The organism is Sphingomonas sp. UYEF23 (assembly GCF_040546165.1).
In the GTDB taxonomy this organism is placed as follows: Bacteria; Pseudomonadota; Alphaproteobacteria; order Sphingomonadales; family Sphingomonadaceae; genus Sphingomonas; species Sphingomonas glacialis.
On record NZ_JBEPNG010000002.1, the window covers coordinates 413362 to 435805 of the forward strand.

Genomic DNA, 22444 nt, shown 5'->3' on the forward strand with positions numbered 1-22444 from the left:
GATGACCGCGACCATCTCCACCGCCCAGTTCGTCAACATCGGTGAGCGCACCAACGTCACCGGATCGGCGCGCTTCAAGAAGCTCATCATGGCGGGCGATTACCCCGCCGCGGTCGAGGTCGCGCGCCAGCAGGTCGAGAGCGGCGCGCAGGTGCTCGACGTCAACATGGACGAGGGCCTGCTCGACGCCGAGTACGCGATGACGACCTTCCTCAAGTTGATCGCCGCCGAGCCCGACATCGCGCGCATCCCGTTCATGGTCGACAGCTCGAAATGGTCGGTGATCGAGGCGGGGCTCAAGTGCGTCTCAGGCAAGCCGATCGTCAATTCGATCAGCATGAAGGAAGGCGAGGACCAGTTCCTCGCCCAGGCGCGCAAAGTGATGAACTACGGCGCCGCGGTGGTGGTGATGGCGTTCGACACCGTCGGCCAGGCCGACACGCGCGCGCGCAAACTCGAAATCTGCGGCCGGGCGTACGATCTGCTGATGGGCATCGGCTTTCCCCCTGAGGACATAATCTTCGATCCCAACATCTTCGCGGTCGCGACGGGGATCGAGGAGCATAACAACTACGCGGTCGACTTCATCGAGGCGTGCCGCGACATCAAGGCGCGCTGCCCGCACGCGCATATCTCGGGCGGTCTGTCGAACCTGTCGTTCAGCTTCCGCGGCAACGAGCCGGTGCGCCGCGCGATGCACTCGGTGTTCCTCTATTACGCGATCCCCGCCGGGCTCGACATGGCGATCGTCAATGCGGGGCAACTCGACATTTACGACGCGATCGACCCCAAGCTGCGCCAGGCGTGCGAGGACGTCATCCTCAATTCCGATGACGGCGCGACCGAGCGGCTGATCGCGATGGCCGAGAGCTTCAAGGGCACCGATGCCGTCGCCGAGAAGGCCGCCGCCGAATGGCGCAGCCTGCCGGTAACCAAGCGGCTCGAATATGCGCTGGTCAAGGGCATCGATGCGCATGTCGTCGACGATACCGAGGAATGCCGCCAGCAATTCGCGCGGCCGATCGAAGTGATCGAAGGCCCGCTGATGGACGGAATGAACGTCGTCGGCGACCTGTTCGGATCGGGCAAGATGTTCCTGCCGCAGGTGGTGAAGTCGGCGCGCGTGATGAAGAAGGCGGTGGCGCATCTGCTCCCCTTCATCGAGGCGGCGAAGGAGCCCGGCGCGCGCGGCAAGGGCAAGATCATCATGGCGACCGTCAAGGGCGACGTGCACGATATCGGCAAGAACATCGTCGGCGTCGTCCTGCAGTGCAACGGCTTCGACGTGGTCGACATGGGGGTGATGGTGCCGTGGTCGGACATCCTCAAATCCGCCAAGGAGAATGACGCCGACATGATCGGCCTGTCGGGGCTGATCACGCCGTCGCTCGACGAGATGGTGACCGTTGCCGAGGAAATGAAGCGCGCCGGGATGACGATGCCGCTCTTGATCGGTGGCGCGACCACCTCGAAGGTCCATACCGCGCTGCGCATTGCGCCGGCGTATGATGGGCCGGTGGTGCATGTGCTCGACGCGAGCCGTGCGGTGGGTGTGGCGTCGACCTTGGTCAGCGATACGATCCGCGACGATTTCGTCCAGAAGACCGCCGACGAGTATGAAGCGGTGCGGATCGCGCGCGCCAACAAGGGGCAGAGCGAGCTCATCCCGATCGAGGCGGCGCGCGCCAATGCGTTTCCGGCCGACATGGCGTTGAAGCCCGAAGCGCCGAAGCAGCCCGGCGTGCATGTGTTCGAGGATTGGGATCTCGCCGATCTGCGCGAATTGATCGACTGGACGCCGTTCTTCCGCGCGTGGGAGTTGGCGGGGAATTACCCGGCGATCCTGACCGATTCGGTGGTTGGGGAGAGCGCGACGTCGCTCTTCGCCGATGCGCAGAAGATGCTCGACCAGATCATCGCCGAGAAATGGCTGACCGCCAAGGGTGTGGCGGGGCTGTGGCCGTGCCGGCGCGAGGGGGACGACGTGGTGATTTCCGCAAAGCCCTTCCCCTTCAGGGCAGGGGTGGGGGTGGAGCCGTCCAGCGCGTCCGCCGCCGACAGTCTCGGTGAGACGTCCCCCACCCCCAACCCCTCCCCTGAAGGGGAGGGGCTTGAAGACGTCCGCATGCCCTTCCTGCGCCAGCAGATCGCCAAGCGCGAGGGGCGCGCCAACATGTGTCTTGCCGATTTCATCGATCCGGCAGGCGACTGGATCGGCGGGTTCGCGGTCACCGCAGGCCACGGCATCGACGCGCACCTTGCGCGCTTCAAGGCGGATAACGACGACTATTCGGACATCCTGCTCAAAGCGCTCGCCGACCGTCTCGCCGAGGCGTTCGCCGAACGCCTCCACCAGCATGTCCGCACCGAATTGTGGGGCTATGCCGAGGGTGAGCAGCTGACCAACGAGGCGCTGATCCGCGAGCAATATCGCGGTATCCGCCCGGCACCGGGTTATCCGGCGTGTCCCGACCACAGCGAGAAGCCGATGCTGTTCGAGCTACTCGGCGCGACCGACGCGACCGGCATCACGCTGACCGAAAGCTTCGCGATGCTGCCGACCGCAGCGGTGTCGGGCTTCTACTTCGGCCATCCGCAGGCCGAGTATTTCGGTGTTGCGCGCGTCGGGCCCGACCAACTCGAGGAATATGCCGAGCGGCGTGGTGTCGATCTGGCGACCGCGACCCGCTGGTTGCGGCCCAATCTGGACTGACCCAACGTCATGCCGGACTTGATCCGGCATCCATGCGAGTCATCGGCCGTCTCGTATGGACCACGGACCATGTCCGGGGTGACGGTGCGAGGTTAACCCTCAATTAGCCTTCCCACCGGGGCTCCCCGCGGGCATCGTGCCGCGCAAAGGAGCCAGCCCCATGCGTCGCATTCTACCCCTGCTCGCCATCGCGATCGCCGCACCCGCCGCCGCGCAGCAGCGCGCGCCCTTCACGATCGAGGGGACGGGCCAAGGCTTCCAGACGATCGACGAGGCGGTGCAGTCGATCCGCATGGGCACCGCGACGATCCTGATCGCGCCCGGTGTCTATCACCAGTGCACGATCCAGTCGGGCGGGCACATCACCTTCAAGGCGGTGACCCCGGGCACGGCGATCTTCGAGGGGACGGCGTGCGAGGACAAGGCGGCGTTCGTGCTGCGCGGGCAGAGCTCGGTGGTCGACGGCATCGTCTTCCGCAAGATCGCGGTCGGCGACGGCAATGGCGCCGGGATCCGCAGCGAAGTCGGCGATCTCGTCGTGCGCAATTCGATGTTCCTCGACAATCAGGAGGGCATCCTCGGCGGCCAGCCCAGCGGGCAAAAGATCACGATCGACCATTCGACCTTCGCGGGTCTCGGGCAGTGCGACATCACGCCGAGCTGCTCGCACAGCATCTACCTCGCCAATCTCGGATCGGTGACCGTCACCAATTCGCGCTTCGAACGCGGCACCGGCGGGCATTACGTCAAGCTGCGCACGCCGCGCGTCACGATCACCGACAACAGCTTCGACGACACCAAGGGCAGCAAGACCAACTACATGATCGACCTGTCGCAAGGCGCGACCGGGCTGATCGCACGCAACACCTTCGTGCAGGGCGCGCGCAAGGAGAATCACAGCGGGCTGATCGTCGTCTCGGCCGAGGCGAAGACCTACAGCGCGGCGGGCCTGCGGATCGAGGATAATGACGCGAGCCTCGCGCCGGGTGCGCCGACCAATCCGGCGTTCGTCGCCAATATGAGCGGGGATCAGCTTGCGATCGGCGCGAATCGGTTGGGGGCTGGGATCCGATCGTACGAAGTGCGGTGAATATCTCCCTCTCCCTCTGGGAGCGGGAAGGGAGGGCAGCTATTCTAGCCTGCCCTCACCGGACCTCGCTGCGCTCGGCCACCAGCATCGGGTAAACAGCGCCCCGCGCTGTTTAGGTCATGCCGGGGGCATGACCGACCCGATGCTCCCGGTGGGAGAGGGATTTTAGCGGCAGGGCGCTCCGCCAGCATTTAGATCGAGGCACCGCCCATCGACCTTCGGCGCTGTCAGCGGCAGGCCGATCTGGTGCGCAAGCGTCGGCGCGATATCGACCGTCTCGACGCCGCCGGTATGTTCGAACCCGCTCATGCCCTTGCGCCAGAACAGGACCGGGACGCGGCGATCGTAATCGTACGGGCTGCCATGCGTCGCCACATAGCCGCCCGCCGCGCTCGGGATCGGGGTGACGCGCGGCTGGAGGAAGACGAGCAAATCGCCCGACCGCCCGGCCCGGAACGACGCACGCGCCCGCTCGAGCATGGTCCACTTCTCGGGCGGTCCCTTGGGGCTCGGCGTTGCGCGGATTTGTGCGGCGGTGAACACCTCGGCGACTTGCGGTGACGCCTTGTAATAGGCAATCGCCGCGGCCTCGACCGCCTTGTGCTGCGCGGTCGTCAGATCCTTGGCGATATAGACGTCGCCATTGGGGATGTCGCCAAACAGCACCGGCTTGGCGATGCCGAGCTTGGTCGCGATCTCTTTCCCAGCGATCGCGGGGGCGAGCATCACCTTGGCGCGCTGCGCGGCAGGCAGCCCGGCATCGACCTCGCGTTCGGGAAGGTCGTTGCCGCCATGGTCCGCGGTGAGCACGACTTCATAATCGACCCCGGTCGAATCGAGCATTTGGAAGAACGAGCCGAGCGTCGCATCGAGCTGCTGGAGCTGGATGCACATCTCGGCGCCTTCGGTGCCATAAGTGTGGCCGATATAATCGGTCGCCGAGGCGCCGACGTCGATGATGTCGGTGGTCGGCCCTTGCCCGAGCTTCATGTCCTGCACGAGCCCCGCCGCCAGCGCGACGATCGCGCCGTCGAACGCGGGCGAGGCGCGGAACGCCGAAGCGCTCCCCGCGGCGCGCTCGAAATGTCCTGCGCCGACGGTCTTGCCGCCACCGACTTGCACCGCGCGATCGTGCGGCTTGCAGACCCCGGGCACGTCGAGCGCGGCTTGCGGCGCGGCGATGTTCGCGGCGGTAGCGGCATTGGCGCGCGCGACGACCGCGGGGGTGGCGCGGCCGGCATAGCTGACGAATGCCTTGCCGTTCCACCACCAGAGCTCGTCGACGTTGTGGCCGCCCATCATCACCGCAGCGCGATCCTTGCCCGCGACCGAGACGACGCGGATCGCCGGATTGGCGGCCTTCATCCGTTCGCCGAGCGTGGGGACGAGGAGGTGCTTGTCGGACACGGTGTACTGGCCGTCGTGCGTCGTGCCGGGGACGGTTTCGTCCTCGGCGCAATAGACCACCTTGTCGGCGCGCGCGACGCTGAGGTCGGTCCAGGTGTTGGCGATGATGCCGGTATGTTCGGGGCGCAAACCGGTCAGGATCGTCGAATGGCCGGGGCAGGTCTCGGTCGCGGCGTGGCTCTGATAGCCGCTCGGGAAGACGCCACCCTGCTGCAACCGCGCGAAGCCGCCGGTGAAGGACTTGCGATATTCGTCGAACAGGTCGGCGGAGAATTGATCGACCGAGATGACCACGATCAGCTTCGGTGCGCTCGCGGGCGGGGTGAACGGCGCGGGTTCCTTTGCCGAGAGCGGGGCCGAGAGCAGCGCGAGCGCCATCGCCACGAGGGAAGCCTGTCGTTTCATCGGTGATCTCCGCGCCATATACTTGACCCCGCGCGAGCTATGCCCTTGGTGCGCGTGACCTACAAGGATGTGCGAATGCGCTGGTTTCATTTCGGCTTGATGACGGTTCTGGCGATGCTGACGGCAAGCGCGGCGCAAGCCGATGGCGGCCCGATCGGCGCGCCGGGCGCGCATCACCTCGCGATCACGCTGGTGGCGGAGAGCACGACGCCGGCGGCGGGGTCGACCGTCACGGTCGCGCTGGCGACGGTGCCCGAGGCTGGCTGGCACGGCTATTGGGAAAATCCCGGCGATGCGGGCTTCCCGGCCAAGCTCGAATGGAAACTGCCCAACGGGGTGACCGCAAGCGATCCGGTCTATCCGGTGCCGGGGCGGCTCGTCGTCGCCGATCTGATGAACTATGTGTTCGAGAAGCCCTATGCGCCGCTCGTCACGCTGAAGGTACCAGCTGGCCTCGCCGCCGGGACCGCGCTGCCGATCACGCTCCACACCACCTATCTCGTCTGCTCGGCGACGGTATGCGTGCCTGAAGCCGCCGATCTGTCGCTTTCGCTGACCGTCGGCGACGGCGCGATTGCGCCCGACACGCAAGCGCGCTTCGATGCGTGGCGGCGCGCAGTGCCCAAGCCGCTCGATGCGAAGGGCGTCTTCCAGAGAAGCGACGGTCGCATCCGCATCGCGATTCCTTATCCGGCCGGTGCTGCGCTCAAGGATGCCTATTTCTACCCGGTCACGACCGGGCTGCTCGATTACAACGCGCCGCAGAGCGTGAGCCAGGACGGCGACCGGCTGGTGGTCGAGACCAAGGCCGGTGCGGCCGGCGGGGCAGGGCCGCTGGTCGGCGTCCTGCAAATCGGCGCGCAGCAGGGGCTGCGCGTCACCGCCAACGCCGGCACCGTCGCTGCGACCGCGGCGACATCGACGGTGCCTACCGGCGGCGTACTGATGGCGACGCTGATCGCCTTTGCCGGCGCGATGCTTGGCGGGTTGATCCTCAACATCATGCCGTGCGTCTTCCCGATCCTCAGCCTCAAGGCGCTGAGCCTCGCGCGCGGCCATCTCGACGAGGGCGCGGCGCGGCGTGAGGCGCTGGCCTATACCGGCGGCGTCGTCGCGGTGTGCGTCGGCCTGGGCGCGGCGATCCTGGCGCTTCGCGCCGGCGGGACCGCGGTCGGCTGGGCGTTCCAGTTGCAGGATCCGCGCGCGATCGTCGTGCTGCTGCTGCTGACGGTGGCGCTGTCGCTCAACCTTGGCGGGCTGTTCGAGATCCCGACGCCGCAATTCGTCAATCGCTCGGGCGGGGCAGGGGGCGCGTTTGCGACCGGCGCGCTCGCGGCGTTCATCGCGACGCCGTGCACCGGGCCGTTCATGGGCGCGGCGCTAGGCGCGGCGCTGGTGCTGCCATGGCCGGCGGCGCTGGCGGTGTTTGCGGGGCTGGGGCTCGGGCTTGCGATCCCGTTCCTCGCGCTCGGCTTCGTGCCGGCGTTGCGCAAGCGGCTGCCCAAGCCCGGCGCGTGGATGGAGACCTTCCGCCATATCCTGTCGGTGCCGATGTGGCTGACCGCGCTCGCGCTCGCCTGGGTGCTCGGGCGGCAGGCGGGGGTCAACGGGCTGATCCTCGGGCTCGGCGCGGCGCTGTTTGCAGGCTTTGCGTTGTGGATCGGCGGTCGCCGCCAGGCACGCGGGCTGGCGTTCGGCTGGGGCGCGCTGATCGCGCTGCTCGTCGTCACGATCGGCGGCGCGGCGCTCGTGTCGCGCGCACCGGCGAAGGCCGCGGTCGCCGAGGCGGGTAGCGAGCCCTTCACCGAAGCGCGGCTCGACACGTTGCGCAAGGCGGGGCGACCCGTGTTCGTCTATTTCACCGCCGACTGGTGCCTGACGTGCAAGGTCAACGAGAAGGCCGCGATCGAGACCGATGCGACACGCAAGGCCTTCGCCGATCACAAGGTCGCGGTGCTGCTCGGCGACTGGACCAATGGCGATGCGACGATGGGCCGCTTCATCGAGGCGCATAACCGCGCGGGCGTGCCGCTGTATCTGTATTATGCGCCGGGCGCGGCCGAACCGCGCGTTCTCCCGCAAGTCCTGACGCCGGGGATATTGGCGGCGTTATGATCGCGCGCGCGCTTGCCGGCTTCGCCGCGCTGGTCCTCGGGGCAGGCGCGGCGAGCGCGCAGAACCCACCCGCCTGGTCGCGACCGACAGCGCCGTTCCACATTGCCGGGCCGGTCTGGTATGTCGGGACCGAGGGGCTCGGCGTCTATGCGATCGTCACCCGCGCGGGAACGATCCTCGTCAGCGGCCCGCTCGCGCAGAGCGCCGGTCTCGTCGAACGCAACCTCGCGACGATCGGGGTGCAGCCACGCCAGATCAAATGGATCCTCAATTCGCACGCGCATTTCGACCATGCCGCTGCGTTCGCCGAACTGCGCCGCTGGAGTGGCGCCAAGCTCGTCGCCTCGGCCGGCGATGCCTCCGCGCTGCGCCGTGGCCGACACGAAGCCGACAATGCGAACGGCCACACCCGCTTTGCGCCGGTTACGGTCGACCGAATCGTCCGCGATGGCGAGCAAGTCCGCGTCGGGACCGTCGCGCTGACCGCGGTGCTGACACCGGGACATACGCCGGGCTGCACGACCTGGACGCTGCCGGTGGTCGAGCGGGGGCGGCGCTTAAACGTCGTATTCCCGTGCAGCGTGACCGTGGCGGGCAATCGCCTGATCGGCAATCGCGCCTATCCCGGCATCGTCGCCGATTATCGCCGCAGCTTCGATCGGCTGGCGACGCTGCCCGCCGACATCGTGCTGCCGATGCACCCCGATCAGGTCGATCTGCTCGGACAGGCCAGGCGCCACGACGCCGGCGCGGTGGACGCCTTCGCCCATCCCAGCGCGCTCCCGCATTTGGTGGCGGAAGCGCAGCGCGATTTTGCCAATGCGCTGGCGCAGGAACGCGCGCGCTAGACAGCAGATTTCTTTTCGGCGACGCTTGTGCGGCGCAACAATCCATCGCAGCATGGAACCCAAGACGTATTTGGGGGCTTTACCTTCTCGATGGGGACACGACCGGCGTTTGACGAAATCATGGGGCAGGCAGGGTCGACGACCCCGCGGGACGAACTTGCCGCCTTGGGCGCCTGGATCGAGACCACCCCCGACGCCGAGCTTCGCCGGCGCCAGCAATCGGCCGAGGCAACTTTCCGTCAATTGGGCATTACCTTCGCCGTCTACGGCGAGAGCGATGCGAGCGAGCGGATCATCCCGTTCGACATCGTCCCGCGCATCTTCCTTGCCGACGAATGGGAGCGGCTCTCGGTCGGCCTCGTCCAGCGTGTCGAGGCGATCAACGCCTTCCTCCACGATATTTACGGCGAGCGCCGGATCCTTGCCGAAGGCGTGCTGCCGCCCGACCTGATCTTCGGCAATCCGCAGTTCCGTCCCGAGATCGCCGGCATCCGCCCGCCGCACGACATCTGGGCGCATATCTGCGGGATCGATCTGGTGCGCACGGGACCCGACGATTTCTTCGTGCTCGAGGACAATGCGCGGACCCCGTCGGGGGTAAGCTACATGCTCGAGAACCGCGAAGCGATGCTGCGGCTATGCCCCGAGCTGTTCCGCGATTTCCACGTCGCGGCGGTCGATTCCTACCCCGATCGCTTGCTCGAGACGATGAAGTCGGTCGCGCCGGTCGGCGTCGCCGCGCCGGTCTGCGTTGTGCTGACGCCGGGGCACTATAATTCGGCCTATTACGAGCACAGCTTCCTCGCCGATTCGATGGGGATCGAGCTGGTCGAGGCGGCCGATCTGGTCGTCGATGATGACGTCGTGTGGATGCGCACGATTGCGGGGCGCGTGAAGGTCGATGTCATCTATCGCCGGATCGACGACGATTATCTCGACCCGCTCGTTTTCCGCCCCGACTCGATGCTCGGCGTGCCGGGGCTGATCGCGGCCTATGCCGCGGGCAACGTCGCGTTGCTCAACGCGCCGGGCAACGGCATCGCCGACGACAAGGCGATCTATTCGTACATGCCCGAGATCGTGAAATTCTATTCGGGCGGTGACGCGAAGCTGCCCAATGTCGAGACATGGCGCTGCCGCGAGCCGCAAGCGCTGAAATATGTGCTCGAAAGATTGCCCGAGCTGGTGGTGAAGCTGGTCGACGGGTCGGGCGGATACGGTATGCTCGTCGGCCCGACCGCGACCAAGGCCGAGATCGAGAGCTTCCGCGCCGCGCTGATCGCCGAGCCGCACCGCTACATCGCGCAGCCCACGCTGGCGCTGTCGACGGTACCGACGCTTGCCGCGGCAGGCCTGGCGCCGCGCCATGTCGATTTCCGGCCGTTCGTGCTGACGGGCTCGAAGGGCGTCCAGGTCGTTCCCGGCGGGCTGACGCGCGTCGCGCTGAAAGAGGGATCGCTGGTGGTCAATTCATCGCAGGGCGGTGGTACCAAGGACAGCTTCGTCCTGATGGACAATGGCGCGGGCGCGCAACCGTCGCACCCGCTCCAGTCGCAGACGCAATCGCAGGAGCAAGTCTCGTGAGCGGCGCGCTGCGGCCCTTGCCATGCCGCGGAGCATCGCGATGCTGAGCCGTACTGCATCGTCGCTGTACTGGCTCGGCCGCTATGTCGAGCGGACCGACTTCATCGCGCGGCTGGTCGAAGCGACCGTCAGGCTCGACGTCCTTTCACCGCGCCCGGCGGGCGAGGCGGCGTGGGCATCGGCGCTGGCGGTGACCGAAACCGACCAGGCCTTCGCCAAGACCGGCAAGGACATCTCGCAAAGCTCGGTCGCGCGCTTCCTCACCGTCAACACCAGCCATCCGGGCTCGATCGTCCGCGCGCTCGACATGGCGCGCAACAATGCGCGCGCGGTGCGCACCGCGCTGACCAAGGAAGCCTGGACCGCGATCAACGGCGCCTGGCTGATCTTCGACAATCGCTCGAGCCCCGGCGGCGCGATGGCGACGCTCAACCTGGTGGAGGCGGTAAAGGCCGAGACGCGCGGGTTCGAGGGCGCGGTGCACCGCATGCTGCGCAACCAGACGACGTGGTTCATCCGACTGGGCCAAGCGATCGAACGTGCCGACAACACCGCACGGCTGCTCGACGTCAAATATCATATCCTGCTGCCCAAGGGCGAGTCGGTCGGCGGCGTGGTCGATCGCGATCAATGGACGACGATCCTGCAGACGGTGTCCGCAGTCACCGCGTATCGCTGGCTCTATTCGGAAGGGTTGAAGCCGGCGAACGTCATCGACTTGCTGATCGCGCGCTCCGAACTGCCGCGCAGCCTGGCCGCCTCGGTCGAGGAAGCCGTCGAGATCCTCAATTTGCTCGCCAAGCGTACCGGCCTGCACGGCGAGGCCGACCGGATGGCGCGCATCCGCCAGCAGCGCTTGGCTCGCACCAAATCGGGCGAAGTGATCGCGCGCGGGCTGCACCAATATCTGCAGGGCTTCATCGCCGAGAACGACAATCTCCACATGGCCGTCGGCCGCCAGTTCAAGTTCAGCTGATGCGGCTCGCGATCGATCACCGCACGACGTATCGCTTCACCAACCCGCAGGCGCGGCTGACCCAACTGCTTCGGTTGACCCCGGAAGATACGCACGACCAGTCGGTCGCAGGGTGGAACTTGCACGTCGATTGCGATGCACGGCTGCGCTATGGGCGCGACGGTTTCGGCAACCGCACGACGATGCTGTATGTCGAGGGACCGCTCGACAGCATCGAGATCCATGTCTCGGGCGAGGTGCTGACCAACCGCTCGCACGGGATCGTGCATGGCGGGCACGAGCCGTTGCCGCCCGAACTGTTCCTGCGCGAGACGGCGCTGACCAAGCCCAATGCCGAGATCGTCGGCTTTTCAAGCGCGATCAGCGAGACCGATCCGGTCGCGCGGCTGCATGCGCTCAATCTGGCGGTGCACAGGCGCTTCGCGCTGTGTCGCGGGCGTCCGGTCGCAGGTCGCACCGCAATCGAGGCGTTCGCCGAAGGGAAGGTCAGCGCGCGCGATCTGGCGCAGGTGTTCGTCACCGCGGCGCGGACGCTCGGCGTGCCGGCGCGTTATGTCTCGGGCTACAGCCCGTCGTGTATCGAGATCGGGGATGGTCGCCCCGCGCCGCACGGCTGGGCCGAGGCGCATGTGGCAGGGCTCGGGTGGGTAGCGTTCGATCCGTGCACGGGCCTCTGCGCCGACGAAGCCTATGCGCGCGTGGCCGTCGCGCTCGATTCGGCAGGGGCCGCACCCGTCGCCGGATCGCGGCTGGGCGAGGGCAACGAGGTGCTCGACGTCGACCTCCATGTGGATCGCGCGGCGGGGCAATAACCCCGCGATCGGATCAGCGCGTCGTTACCATCTGCTCGGCCATGATCGCGTATTTCTCGGCAGGGGGCGAATAGACCGCATCCTCGTCGACTAGCAGCCCCCAGCCTTGCGGGCCGAGCACTTCGATCGGACGATAGCGGATCTTGTACGCCATCCGCGGCGAGCCCTTCACCCAATAGCCGAGATAGACATAGGGCAGCCCGACGGCACGTGCGCGCAGGATGTGATCCATGATGATCATGTTGCCGAGCCCCGGGCGATCGGTGCTGTCGGAGTCGAAGAAGCTGTAGATCATCGAAAGGCCGTCGGCGTGCTGATCGGTGAGGCATGCACCGATCAGCTTGCCGCGCTCGCCGTGAAGCGACGGCTCGCGATATTCGACGATGAAGCTGTTGACCGGCGAATGCTCGACCATGTCGGCATAATCGCCTTCGTCCATTTCGGCCATGCCGCCGCCGGGATGGCGCGAGGCGAGGTAGCGGCGCAGCAGCTGGAATTGTTCGTCGGTCGCCCACGGCCGGCACGCCGAGACTTCGAGGTCGGCATTCTTGCGCAACTGCTTGCGCTGCGTCGCATTCGCCTCGAAGTCCGAAACGACGACGCGCACCGAAACGCACGCGGTGCAGCCCGAGCAGCTCGGGCGATACGCGACCGACTGGCTGCGGCGAAAGCCGATCCGGCCAAGCGCATCGTTAAGATCGCTCGCTTGCTCGCCGCGCAACTCGGTAAACACCTTCCGCTCCTGGCGACCGGGCAAATACGGGCAGGGCGACGGGCTGGTGACGAAAAATCGTGGAAAGCGGAATGGCGCTGTCACCGCGGAGGGTCCCTTGAATAAGCGTGTCCTGCCGCCCCGGCGGCCAGTTCGCACCGCCGTTATGAATCTTCCCGAACGTGATGAAAAGCGGCTTTACCAATATTGGTGGTTAATGCCGCATTTGCTGAATCGATTCAGCGCGCTGGCAATAAAATGCACCGATCCGGGCCCCTGCGATAGAGTCGCGGGACTCGGTTGGCCGCACGCCAGATTCGTTTCGTCACGCGAGTTCGACGGTACTCACTTCATAGCCCCCGGCGCGCAAAGCGGCGATGAGCCGGTCGAGATGCGCGCGGTCGCGCGTCTCGCACTCAACATCGGTGATCAGGCCCTTGGCGGGGAGCGTCGTGAAGACCCGCTGATGATAGATCTCGATGATGTTGACGCGTTCGGCATCGAAGATCCGCGCGACGTTGAACAACGCGCCGGGCTGATCCTGCAGCCGGATCCGCAACCGCGCGAGCCGGCCCGAACGCGCGAGATCGCGCAGCAGGACGTTGGCGAGCAGCCGCGTGTCGATATTGCCGCCGCACAGCACGACGCCGACGGTCTTGCCGGCGAAGCGCTCGGGATGCTGGAGCAGCGCGGCGAGGCCGGCTGCGCCGGCACCCTCGACCACGGTCTTCTCGATCTGCAGCAACAGGCTGACCGCGCGTTCGAGATTGCGCTCGCTGACCAGCACGATGTCGTCGACCAGCGCCTTGACCATCCCCGAAGTGATCCCGCCGGGCTCCTTGACCGCGATGCCCTCGGCGAGCGTATCGCCCGCGCACGGCATTGCGGTGCCGTTGATGCGGTTGAACATCGACGGGAACAACTCGGCCTCGACGCCGACGACTTCGATCGGATGGTCGGCCGCCGCAGCGACCACCGCCATGCCCGAGATCAGGCCGCCACCACCGATCGGGGTGAGGAAGGTGTCGATGCTCGGCACATCCTGCAGCATCTCGATCGCGCACGTGCCCTGGCCGGCGATCACGCGGACGTCGTCGAACGGATGGACGAAGGTCAGCCCGCGCTCGCCTTCGAGCTCGCGGGCGTGCGCATAGGCCGCGTCGAACGTGTCGCCGAACAGCACGACGGTCGCGCCGTGGCCCTCGGTCTGCGTCACCTTCACCGTCGGCGTGTTGGTCGGCATCACGATCGTCGCCGGGATGCCGAGGCGATTGGCGTGATAGGCCAGGCCCTGCGCATGGTTTCCGGCCGACGCCGCGATCACGCCGCTGGTGCCCGCGGGCAACTGCAACAGCGTGTTGAGCGCGCCGCGCTCCTTGTACGCCGCGGTGAATTGCAGGTTCTCGAACTTGAGATAGACCGTCGCCCCGGTCAGCTCGGACAGCGTCTTGCTGATGAACGTCGGCGTCCGCACGATCTGATCGGCGATCCGCGCGTGCGCGGCATGGACATCGGCGAGGGTGACGGGGAGGGTTTCGGGCGCGGGGCGGGGATGAGTAGCCATGCCGCCGCCTAGACCATCTGGCGCGACGAAGGAACATTGCTTATCGCATTGCGCATGCAGACCAAGTTCTTCGCCCGTCGCGCCGCATTCGTCCTCGCGGCGCTCTCGCTCCCGAATGCTGCCTTTGCCGATGGGTTGATCGACAATGTCACCGGCATCACGCTCGACAAGGACGGCAAGGTCCTGCGCTTCACCGGCCTGCTGATCTCGCCCGAGGGCAAGGTCGTCAGGCTGCTCGCCGACAGCGAGAAGCGCCCGGTCAAATTGGATTGGCGCGCCGACGAACATGGCAAGGTGCTGCTCCCCGGTTTCATCGACGCGCATGGGCATGTCATGGAATTGGGCTTCCGCGCGCTCGAGCTCGATCTGTCGGGCACCAAGTCGCTCGACGAGGCCAAGGCGCGGATCGCGGCATACGCCGCCGCCAACCCCGAGAAGAAGTGGATCATCGGCGGCGGGTGGAACCAGGAGGTGTGGGCGCTCGGCCGCTTCCCGACTGCCGCCGATCTCGACGCGGTGGTGAGCGATCGCCCGGTCTGGCTCGCCCGCGCCGACGGGCATGCGAGCTGGGGCAACAACGCCGCGCTCAAAGCGGCGGGGGTCACGGCCAAGTCGGTCGCCCCCGCGGGCGGGCGGATCGAGAAGACCGGCCCGCTACCGAGCGGCGTGTTCGTCGATGCGGCGCAATCGCTGGTCGAGAAGGTCGTGCCGCAGCCGCAGCCCAAGGAGCGCGACGTCGCCTTCCTCAAGGCGCAGGAGATCCTGATGTCGTACGGCATCACCGCGACCGCCGACATGGGCACGAGCATGGACGACTGGCTGGCGTATCGCCGCACCGGCGACGCGGGCAATCTGCGCGTGCGGATCATGAGCTATGGCATGGGGGTCGATACCGCGGTGCGGATCGGCGGCGCCGGGCCGACGCCGTGGCTCTATGGCGATCGGCTGCGGATGGGCGGGGTCAAGCTCTATGCCGATGGCGCGCTCGGGTCGCGCGGCGCTTGGCTCAAAAAGCCGTATAGCGATGCGCCGGGGCAAACGGGGGCGGGGTTCATGTCCGACGACGTGATCCGCAATTACATTAGCCGCGCCGCGCTCGACCATTACCAAGTCGCGGTCCATGCGATCGGCGACCGCGCCAATGCCGAGGTCCTCTCGGCGATCGAGGACATGGCCGATACGTACAAGGGCGATCGCCGCTGGCGGATCGAACATGCACAGATCGTCGATCCGGTCGATCTGCCGCGCTTCGGGAAGAACGGCATCATCGCCTCGATGCAGCCGACGCACCAGACGAGCGACCGCGCAATGGCCGAGGCGCGGCTCGGGCCCGATCGGCTTGTCGGCGCCTATGCGTGGAACTCGATGCTGAAGAACGGTGCGACGCTCGCCTTCGGGTCGGACTATCCGGTCGAGAAGCCCGATGCGTTCGCCGGCTGGGCGGCGGCGTTCACGCGGCAGGATGTCGATGGGCAGCCGTTCGGCGGTTGGCGCCCCGAAGAGCGCATCACGCGCGAGCAGGCGTGGTGGGCGTTCACTGGGGGCGCGGCCTATGCCGGCTTTGCCGAGGACAAGTTCGGGCGCCTGGGCGTCGGGCAGCGCGCCGACTTCATCATCGTCGACCGCGACCCGCTGCTCGCCTCGCCGACCGAATTGCGCGCGACCAAGGTCGAGCAGACCTGGATCGGCGGCGCCAAGGCATGGAGCCGCAAGTAAAGAAAAGGCGATTACGTATTTGACAAACCCAGCGCATCGGCTAGGGTGAATGGCATAGGAGCAATGCCGTTATGTCCGTTCTTTGCCAGCCCCGCTTCCACGACGAAGCCGCAGCCTTCGCCTATCTCGAAAGCCTGATCTGGGCGGACGGCAAGGTCTGCCCGCATTGTGGCATCGTCAACGGCCGCATGTACGATCTGGCTGGCGTTCGCGGCAAGCCGAGCAAAAAGAGCCCGGAGGGCGCGCTGCGTCACGGCCTCAAGAAGTGTGGTGAGTGCCGCAAGCAGTTCACGATCAAGGTTGGCACGGTGTTCGAGGATGCCAAGCTACCGCTGCACATCATGCTACAGGCTGTGCATCTAATGATGTCGAGCAAGAAGGGCATCAGTTCGCATCAGCTGAGCCGCATCCTCGAAATCCAGTATAATTCGGCGTGGTTCCTTTCGCATCGCATTCGCGAGGCCATGCGCTCGGGCGACCTCGCGCCGTTCGGCTCGGGTGGCGGCATCGTGGAAGTGGACGAGACGTTTATCGGTCGCATCAAGGGCGCGCCGGTCAAGCGCGCGTTCCACCACAAGATGAAGGTGCTGGCGCTGGTAGATCGCGACAGCGGCAAGGCTCGCACGATGGTCGTGGATAACGTGACCGCTGCGACGCTGATGCCGATCGTTCGCGCCAACGTCGCCAAGGAAGCGACGATCATGACCGACGAACACAAGGCCTACAGCAAGATCAGCGCTCACTTCGCGGGTCATGGGACCACGAACCACAGCGCCGGTCAGTATGTCGATTACGCCGACCGCGCGATCCACAGTAACACGGTGGAGGGCTATTTCTCGATCTTCAAGCGCGGTATGAAGGGCATCTACCAGCATTGCGGCGAGCAGCACCTTCACCGCTACCTCGCGGAGTTCGAGTTCCGGTATAACAATCGACTCGCGAACGGCGTTGATGATCGCGCGCGCGCCGACAACGCGCTGTTGGGGATCGTCGGTAAGCGCCTGACCTACGCAGCACCTAACGGGAACGCCTAGGAGCAGCGCCAAGGCTGTACGATGGAAACATGGCCGCTGGCGATGTAAGCCGCACCGCAATGGCAGCTAGCGCGCCGCGCATAAACTAGTAGTTTACAGGTTGAGGACCGGCCCCTAGAATCTCCTACGGAGATTTTAACGACGGGAAAATAATGTCGCGGCTGCGCGTCCGGTTGGTGTTGAATGAGGGTGGAGAGGGTGCACCTCTTGGCCAGATCATCGACATTAGCCGCGAGTTCGAGCGCTTCCTCAGGCTGCTAGCCGAGGACTCGGGCATTGCCGTAAACCGCCGTGACTGGGTGGCTCGCAAGTTTGAAAACAAGTCAGTGCGCTTCGACGTTGAGGCCCCGACCGGCTCCGACGAGACCGCAATCGAAGAGTTCAATTCAAAATTTGCTGCCGTCGATAGCTTCGACCCGGCGGCTCAAAAGCTGCCTACCGGCGTCCGGTTTGCCACGGTGTTGCAATACGCGAAGGCTGCCGAGGCGCTTGCCGCGCACGAAAATGTCAGTTTCGGGCTCTACCGGTCGGATGGTGACAAGCCCTTCACCTACAAACGGCTGTCCAAATTACGTGCGAACGAGCTTCAGCAAAGGCTCAATGAAAAATTGGTTTTCAAGACCACCGTGCAAGGCATTATGCACAATGTCGGCATCGAAGAGCATTATTTCCAATTACGCGAAAGAAAGAGTCAGCGCCTTTTGCGATGTGACTTTCCAGCCGCGCTTTATGATGAGGTTCATGCGGCAGCTGCCCTCCCTGAAACCTTGGTTTATGTTCGGGGCCACGTCTCGGAGCGTCGGGTAGATCGCTTTGTTGAGAGCGTGAAAGTGGAGAAAGTACGCGCCGCGCCAGCTATTCCCGATCTGCTTGGCAAGCTCTTCGGTCACGTGCCAGATTATACTCAGGGAATGAGCACCGAAGAGTTCACTGAGAGCAGCTGGGGTGAGGATGAGTAAGCCGGTTATCTACCTAGACACTTGCCCGATTATCGACCTGGTGAAGGTGAAGCGCGGTATTGAGGTCGAAGCGGGTAGAGGTAACGAGGCTTGGTTTACCGAGCGCCTCATCGCGACGGCGCGCGCTGGGCATATCCGATTAGTATCGTCCGCCATAATCCTCATAGAGGGCACTCACGTAAGCGAGGGGATGCCAACCCCCGACGAAACCAAAGACCTCTTCAACGACTTTCTATGGTCGGGCGTGATAGAGATGGTCGCTGTCGATCCGTTCGTATGTGAACGGGCGCGCGACTTTCGGTGGAGAGATGGAGTCGTGCTGGGCAATGCAGATGCGATTCACGTCGCTACGGCGTTGATGGAAAACGCAGTCGAATTTCTCACTACGGACGGCAAACTAGAGCGCAAGCTGAAGCATCTCGACGTCGTCACGCGCAGCGCCGGGCTGGTGATGACCGATCCGAGCAAGACCGCGCATCTGCCAGAGGAGTTTCGTAGTGCCGACTTCTTCGGATAAAACCCAACTCGACAAGTTCAAGGAAGCCGCGCGCGACCTCGAAACCGACGACGACGAAGCGCGCTTTGACGAGCGGATGAAAAAGCTGGTGAAGCATAAACCTGCACCAGAACGGCAGGAGAAGTAATTTGCCGAAGCGCAACCCAGTGCGCAAGTGGTTCGGGCGAGGCTATCTGCCGGGACACCGCACTTGGGTTCCGAGGACGTGGGAGGGCGAACTCATCTTTTTTGCCGTTTTGCTTACGCCGTTCGCAATCGCGATATTTCGATCGTTTTGACCGGGTTTGTCAAATACGTAATCGCCAAAGAAAAGGCCGCGACGTCCCCCGATGTCGCGGCCTGTCTCCCGCCGCAGCGGGAGCGGTAAACTGTTGGGCGATCAGGCGACGGCCGCGGGTGCCATCATCTCGTCGGCCTCGCGCAGCACATAGCCGCGGCCCCAGACGGTCTCGATGTAATTCTCGCCTTCGCAGGCGAGCGACAGCTTCTTGCGCAGCTTGCAGATAAAGACGTCGATGATCTTGAGTTCGGGTTCGTCCATCCCGCCATAGAGGTGGTTGAGGAACATTTCCTTGGTTAGCGTGGTGCCCTTGCGCAGGCTCAGCAGCTCGAGCATCGCATATTCCTTGCCGGTCAGATGGACGCGGCTGCCATCGACTTCGACCGTCTTGGCGTCGAGGTTGACCGCAAGCTTGCCGGTGCGGATGACCGATTGGCTATGGCCCTTCGAGCGGCGCACGACGGCGTGGATGCGCGCGGTGAGTTCTTCGCGGTGGAACGGCTTGGTGACGTAATCGTCGGCGCCGAAGCCGAAGCTGCGGACCTTGCTGTCCATCTCGTTGATGCCCGACAGGATCAGCACCGGCGTCTGGACGCGCGCGACGCGGAGCTTTTTCAGCACGTCGTAGCCGTGCATGTCGGGCAAATTGAGGTCGAGCAGGATGATGTCGTAATCGTAGAGCTTGCCGAGATCCAAGCCTTCCTCGCCGAGGTCGGTCTTGTAGACGTTGAAGCCTTCGGCCGTCAGCATGAGCTCGATCGCCTTGGCGGTCGTCGGCTCGTCCTCGATCAACAATACGCGCATCTGGCGGTCCCCATTGCTTACCAGACGATCGGAGCTCCCTGCGGCCCGATATGCCTGACACAAACCATTAACCTGATCAGTGATGAAGGCAAAAGGTTAATTTCGCATTAATCGGCCTGAATCCGCGATTCGCGGGGTGATTCGGCATCGTCTGTGAGGTCCTCGCCGAGCACCTCGCGCAGATACAGGCTGCGCACGAGCGAAAATCCGACCACCAGCAGTCCTGCCGAAAAGAAGAGCCCGAACAGCCCGAACACGAAGCCGATCGCAATGATCGCGAACACCGTGATCGCGGGCGGGATGTCGATCACGCGGCTTTGGACATAGGGCGTGACGAAGTTGGTCTGGATCACGCGGACGATCGCATAGGTGATCAGCGTGCCCATCAACGGCGCCGTACCCGCGGTCGCGGCAAGCCCGAGCGCGGGAAGCATTGCAGCGGTAGGCCCGACATAGGGAATGAATTCGCTAAGGCCCGCCAGCAGCCCGAGCGCCCACGCCGAGGGCACGCCAGCGATCCACAGCCCCGTGCCGACGAGCAGCCCCATCGAGGTCATCCCGATCAGCTCGGCGCGCAGCCACAGCCGCAGCGTCGTGCCGACATCGACCAGCGCATCGGCAAACGCCGGGCGCACCGATGGCGGCACGAGCAGCAACGCGCCGCGCTGATAGACGTCGGGGTCGGCGGAGAAGAACAGGGCGCCGACGAGGAGGAGGATGCAGTTGAGCAGCAACTGGCCGCTGCCGCTCAGCAGGCCCCCGATGTCGCTGGCGACGCGCGATCCGGCGAATGCCGCCTTGACCGCTTCGACGATCTTCGCACCGACCGGCGATTGCGACATCCAGTGCGAAAGCTGGTCGAGCAGATGCGGCAATTGCGAGACGAGCTGGTTGATCTGCTGCGCGAATTCGACGCCGAACAGCCAGCCGAGGAACCCGATCACCGCGAGCACCGTGGTCACCGCGAGCGGCATCGTCGCGCGTTGCGGGACGACCCTGCCATAGAGCTCGGCAATCGCGCGGATGGCGACCGCGCCGAGCATCGAGCCGAACGCGAGGATCAGCAGATTGCCCGCACGCCATACCGCCGCAGTGAGCGCGACGATCAGAATGACGATCAGGACCCGGCGGATGAACCGGGCATCGTCGGCATCGGGGGCAAGGCGCTTCACCCTTCGCGAACGCAAGGGTTGCGAACTTTCTCCGTCAGAAAATCCATCAGCGCCTCGACGCGCGCGGGCCGCAGTGCACTTGGCGGGGTCACCAGATGCAGCGCGATCGGCGGTCCGTGCCAGTCGGCGAGCACGACCTCGAGCTTCCCCGAGGCAAGGTCGGGGCCGACAATGAAGTCGGGCAGCAAGCCGATGCCGAGTCCAGCGCGGAGCGCCGGGAGCAGCGCGTCGCCGCTGTTCGCCGATAGCGGGCCTCTCGGCCGCACGGCAGCTTCTGCACCACCAGGGCCGAAGAAGCGCCACGGTCCGGTGACGTTGGTATAGCCGAAACAGGCATGTTCGCCGAGTTGCGCGGGATGGGTCGGTCGGCCCTCTCGCGCGAAATACTCAGGCGAGCCGACGATATGGATGGCGATCGGCCCAAGCCGACGCGCGCGCAGCGAACTGTCGGGCAGGTCGGCGATCCGCAGCGCGATATCGAACCCTTCGGCAACGATATCGACCTTGGCGTCGGACAGGATCAGCTCGATCTCGATGCCGGGATGGAGCAGCAGGAACTCGGCGACGAGCGGCGCGACGATCGCGAGGCCGAGCGTCATCGGTGCGCTCAGCCGTACCAGCCCGGTCGGGGTCGTCGCGGCATCGTGCGCGGCTTCCTCGGCGGCGATCGCCTCGGCGAGAATCCGGGCGGCATGTTCCGCCAGGCCCTTGCCGGTCTCGGTCAAGGTCAACCGGCGCGACGTGCGGTGGAACAGCGATTGCCCGAGATGCGCCTCGAGCCGCGTCACCGCTTTCGACACCGTCGCCTTCGAAACGCCGATCGAATCGGCGGCTCCACTGAAGGAGCGGTGTTCGACCACACTGGCGAAAATCGCCCAGGCTTCGAGATCGGGAAGACGCATTTGGTACAGGGCTCCAGGCGACGCGTTTCCTTACATGTCGAAACGATCGGTTTCCAGTGTTTCCATTTACCGCGCAATCCAAACGCCTATCTTGGTGCCAACGCAATTCCTTCGGGAGATCCGCAATGATCGAGAAACGTTCGTTCGAGAGCCTCGGCCATGCCGAGCATGGCTGGCTCAACGCCCGCCACCATTTTTCCTTCGCCAATTATTACGAGCCCGCTCGGATGGGCTGGGGCGCGATCCGCGTGTGGAACGACGACGAGATCGCCGCGAACAGTGGCTTCCCGCCGCATCCGCACCGCGACATGGAAATCGTCACCTATGTTCGCAAGGGCGCGATCACGCACAAGGATTCGATGGGCAATGAAGGCCGCACCGGGGCGGGTGACGTCCAGGTGATGAGCGCCGGGACCGGCGTGCGCCATGCCGAATATAACCTCGAGCCCGAGCAGACGACAATCTTCCAGATCTGGATCGAGCCGAGCCGCAAGGGCGGATCGCCGAGCTGGGGTGCCAAGCCCTTCCCGAAGGACGATCGCTCGGGGCAGTTCGTGACGCTGGCGAGCGGCTTTGCCGAGGACACCGATGCGCTGCCGATCCGTGCCGAGGCGCGCGTGCTCGCAGCACTCGTGCGGGCTGGCGAGACGATCACGCACGAAGTCGGCCCCGGGCGGCACGCGTATCTCGTGCCAGCGACAGGATCGGTCGAGATCGACGGCCAGACCTTCAAGGCGCGCGATGGCGCGGCGATGGATGGCGGGCAGACCGTGACGATCACCGCGCTCGAAGATGCCGAACTGGTGCTCGTCGACAGCCAGTAGCGTACGCGTA

The 22444-nt window shown here is 65.3% G+C and carries 19 protein-coding genes; 13 read left to right on the forward strand and 6 right to left on the reverse strand.

Features of this window, described 5'->3' with window-relative positions:
• Position 1: 1 nt before the first annotated feature.
• Both metH and ABIB28_RS05240 read left to right on the forward strand, forming a co-directional pair.
• Complete coding sequence (gene metH, locus ABIB28_RS05235; protein WP_354286860.1) at positions 2-2713, forward strand: methionine synthase; 2712 nt, start codon at positions 2-4, stop codon at positions 2711-2713.
• Positions 2714-2873: 160 nt separating this feature from the next.
• On the forward strand, positions 2874-3803 hold the full coding sequence (locus ABIB28_RS05240; RefSeq protein ID WP_354286861.1) for a right-handed parallel beta-helix repeat-containing protein: 930 nt from the start codon (positions 2874-2876) through the stop codon (positions 3801-3803).
• Positions 3804-3968: 165 nt separating this feature from the next.
• Here the strand turns inward: ABIB28_RS05240 and ABIB28_RS05245 are convergent, their stop codons facing one another.
• The gene (locus ABIB28_RS05245) at positions 3969-5615 is read right to left on the reverse strand and encodes an alkaline phosphatase family protein (RefSeq protein ID WP_354286863.1); all 1647 of its coding nucleotides are present in this window, start codon (positions 5613-5615) and stop codon (positions 3969-3971) included.
• A 75-nt stretch (positions 5616-5690) separates the two neighbouring features.
• On the opposite strand from ABIB28_RS05245, the gene ABIB28_RS05250 reads away from it, so the two are divergent.
• The 5 genes from ABIB28_RS05250 (at position 5691) to ABIB28_RS05270 (ending at position 11950) form a co-directional block, all read left to right on the forward strand.
• Positions 5691-7730 carry a protein-disulfide reductase DsbD family protein gene (locus ABIB28_RS05250; protein ID WP_354286865.1) on the forward strand — a complete coding sequence of 680 codons (2040 nt, stop codon included), beginning with the start codon at positions 5691-5693 and terminating at the stop codon, positions 7728-7730.
• Positions 7727-8578, forward strand: coding sequence for a subclass B3 metallo-beta-lactamase (gene bla, locus ABIB28_RS05255; protein WP_354286867.1), 852 nt, complete (start codon positions 7727-7729; stop codon positions 8576-8578). Before ABIB28_RS05250 ends, bla begins: the two co-directional genes overlap by 4 nt.
• A 90-nt stretch (positions 8579-8668) precedes the next feature.
• Entirely contained in the window at positions 8669-10162 is a 1494-nt protein-coding gene (locus ABIB28_RS05260; RefSeq protein WP_189675300.1) for a circularly permuted type 2 ATP-grasp protein, read from the forward strand.
• 40 nt (positions 10163-10202) lie between these two features.
• On the forward strand, positions 10203-11138 hold the full coding sequence (locus tag ABIB28_RS05265) for an alpha-E domain-containing protein (RefSeq protein WP_354286869.1): 936 nt from the start codon (positions 10203-10205) through the stop codon (positions 11136-11138).
• Positions 11138-11950, forward strand: coding sequence for a transglutaminase family protein (locus tag ABIB28_RS05270; protein WP_354286871.1), 813 nt, complete (start codon positions 11138-11140; stop codon positions 11948-11950). The genes ABIB28_RS05265 and ABIB28_RS05270 overlap by 1 nt, the downstream gene beginning before the upstream one ends.
• A 13-nt stretch (positions 11951-11963) precedes the next feature.
• On the opposite strand, the gene ABIB28_RS05275 is transcribed toward ABIB28_RS05270, so the two are convergent.
• Positions 11964-12767, reverse strand: coding sequence for an arginyltransferase (locus ABIB28_RS05275; protein WP_133189532.1), 804 nt, complete (start codon positions 12765-12767; stop codon positions 11964-11966).
• 220 nt (positions 12768-12987) lie between these two features.
• Positions 12988-14226, reverse strand: a complete 1239-nt coding sequence (locus ABIB28_RS05280) for a threonine ammonia-lyase (protein WP_354286873.1) — start codon at positions 14224-14226, stop codon at positions 12988-12990.
• A 54-nt stretch (positions 14227-14280) separates the two neighbouring features.
• On the opposite strand from ABIB28_RS05280, the gene ABIB28_RS05285 reads away from it, so the two are divergent.
• From ABIB28_RS05285 to ABIB28_RS05305, 5 genes are all read left to right on the forward strand, one after another.
• A complete protein-coding gene (locus tag ABIB28_RS05285) occupies positions 14281-15942 on the forward strand; it encodes an amidohydrolase (RefSeq protein ID WP_354286875.1) in 1662 nt (553 codons plus the stop codon).
• Positions 15943-16013: 71 nt separating this feature from the next.
• Complete coding sequence (locus ABIB28_RS05290; RefSeq protein ID WP_354286877.1) at positions 16014-16976, forward strand: IS1595 family transposase; 963 nt, start codon at positions 16014-16016, stop codon at positions 16974-16976.
• Positions 16977-17128: 152 nt separating this feature from the next.
• The gene (locus ABIB28_RS05295; protein WP_354286879.1) at positions 17129-17935 is read left to right on the forward strand and encodes a hypothetical protein; all 807 of its coding nucleotides are present in this window, start codon (positions 17129-17131) and stop codon (positions 17933-17935) included.
• Positions 17928-18452, forward strand: a complete 525-nt coding sequence (locus ABIB28_RS05300; protein WP_354286881.1) for a type II toxin-antitoxin system VapC family toxin — start codon at positions 17928-17930, stop codon at positions 18450-18452. The genes ABIB28_RS05295 and ABIB28_RS05300 overlap by 8 nt, the downstream gene beginning before the upstream one ends.
• Positions 18433-18579 carry a hypothetical protein gene (locus tag ABIB28_RS05305; RefSeq protein ID WP_354286883.1) on the forward strand — a complete coding sequence of 49 codons (147 nt, stop codon included), beginning with the start codon at positions 18433-18435 and terminating at the stop codon, positions 18577-18579. Before ABIB28_RS05300 ends, ABIB28_RS05305 begins: the two co-directional genes overlap by 20 nt.
• A gap of 252 nt (positions 18580-18831) precedes the next feature.
• Here the strand turns inward: ABIB28_RS05305 and ctrA are convergent, their stop codons facing one another.
• The 3 genes from ctrA to ABIB28_RS05320 form a co-directional block, all read right to left on the reverse strand.
• Entirely contained in the window at positions 18832-19536 is a 705-nt protein-coding gene (gene ctrA / locus ABIB28_RS05310; protein WP_133189526.1) for a response regulator transcription factor CtrA, read from the reverse strand.
• Between the two features lie 107 nt (positions 19537-19643).
• On the reverse strand, positions 19644-20708 hold the full coding sequence (locus ABIB28_RS05315) for an AI-2E family transporter (RefSeq protein WP_354286885.1): 1065 nt from the start codon (positions 20706-20708) through the stop codon (positions 19644-19646).
• Complete coding sequence (locus tag ABIB28_RS05320) at positions 20705-21610, reverse strand: LysR family transcriptional regulator (RefSeq protein WP_133189522.1); 906 nt, start codon at positions 21608-21610, stop codon at positions 20705-20707. The genes ABIB28_RS05315 and ABIB28_RS05320 overlap by 4 nt, the downstream gene beginning before the upstream one ends.
• 125 nt (positions 21611-21735) lie before the next feature.
• Between ABIB28_RS05320 and ABIB28_RS05325 the strand changes: the two genes are divergently transcribed.
• The gene (locus ABIB28_RS05325; RefSeq protein WP_354286887.1) at positions 21736-22434 is read left to right on the forward strand and encodes a pirin family protein; all 699 of its coding nucleotides are present in this window, start codon (positions 21736-21738) and stop codon (positions 22432-22434) included.
• Positions 22435-22444 lie beyond the last annotated feature (10 nt).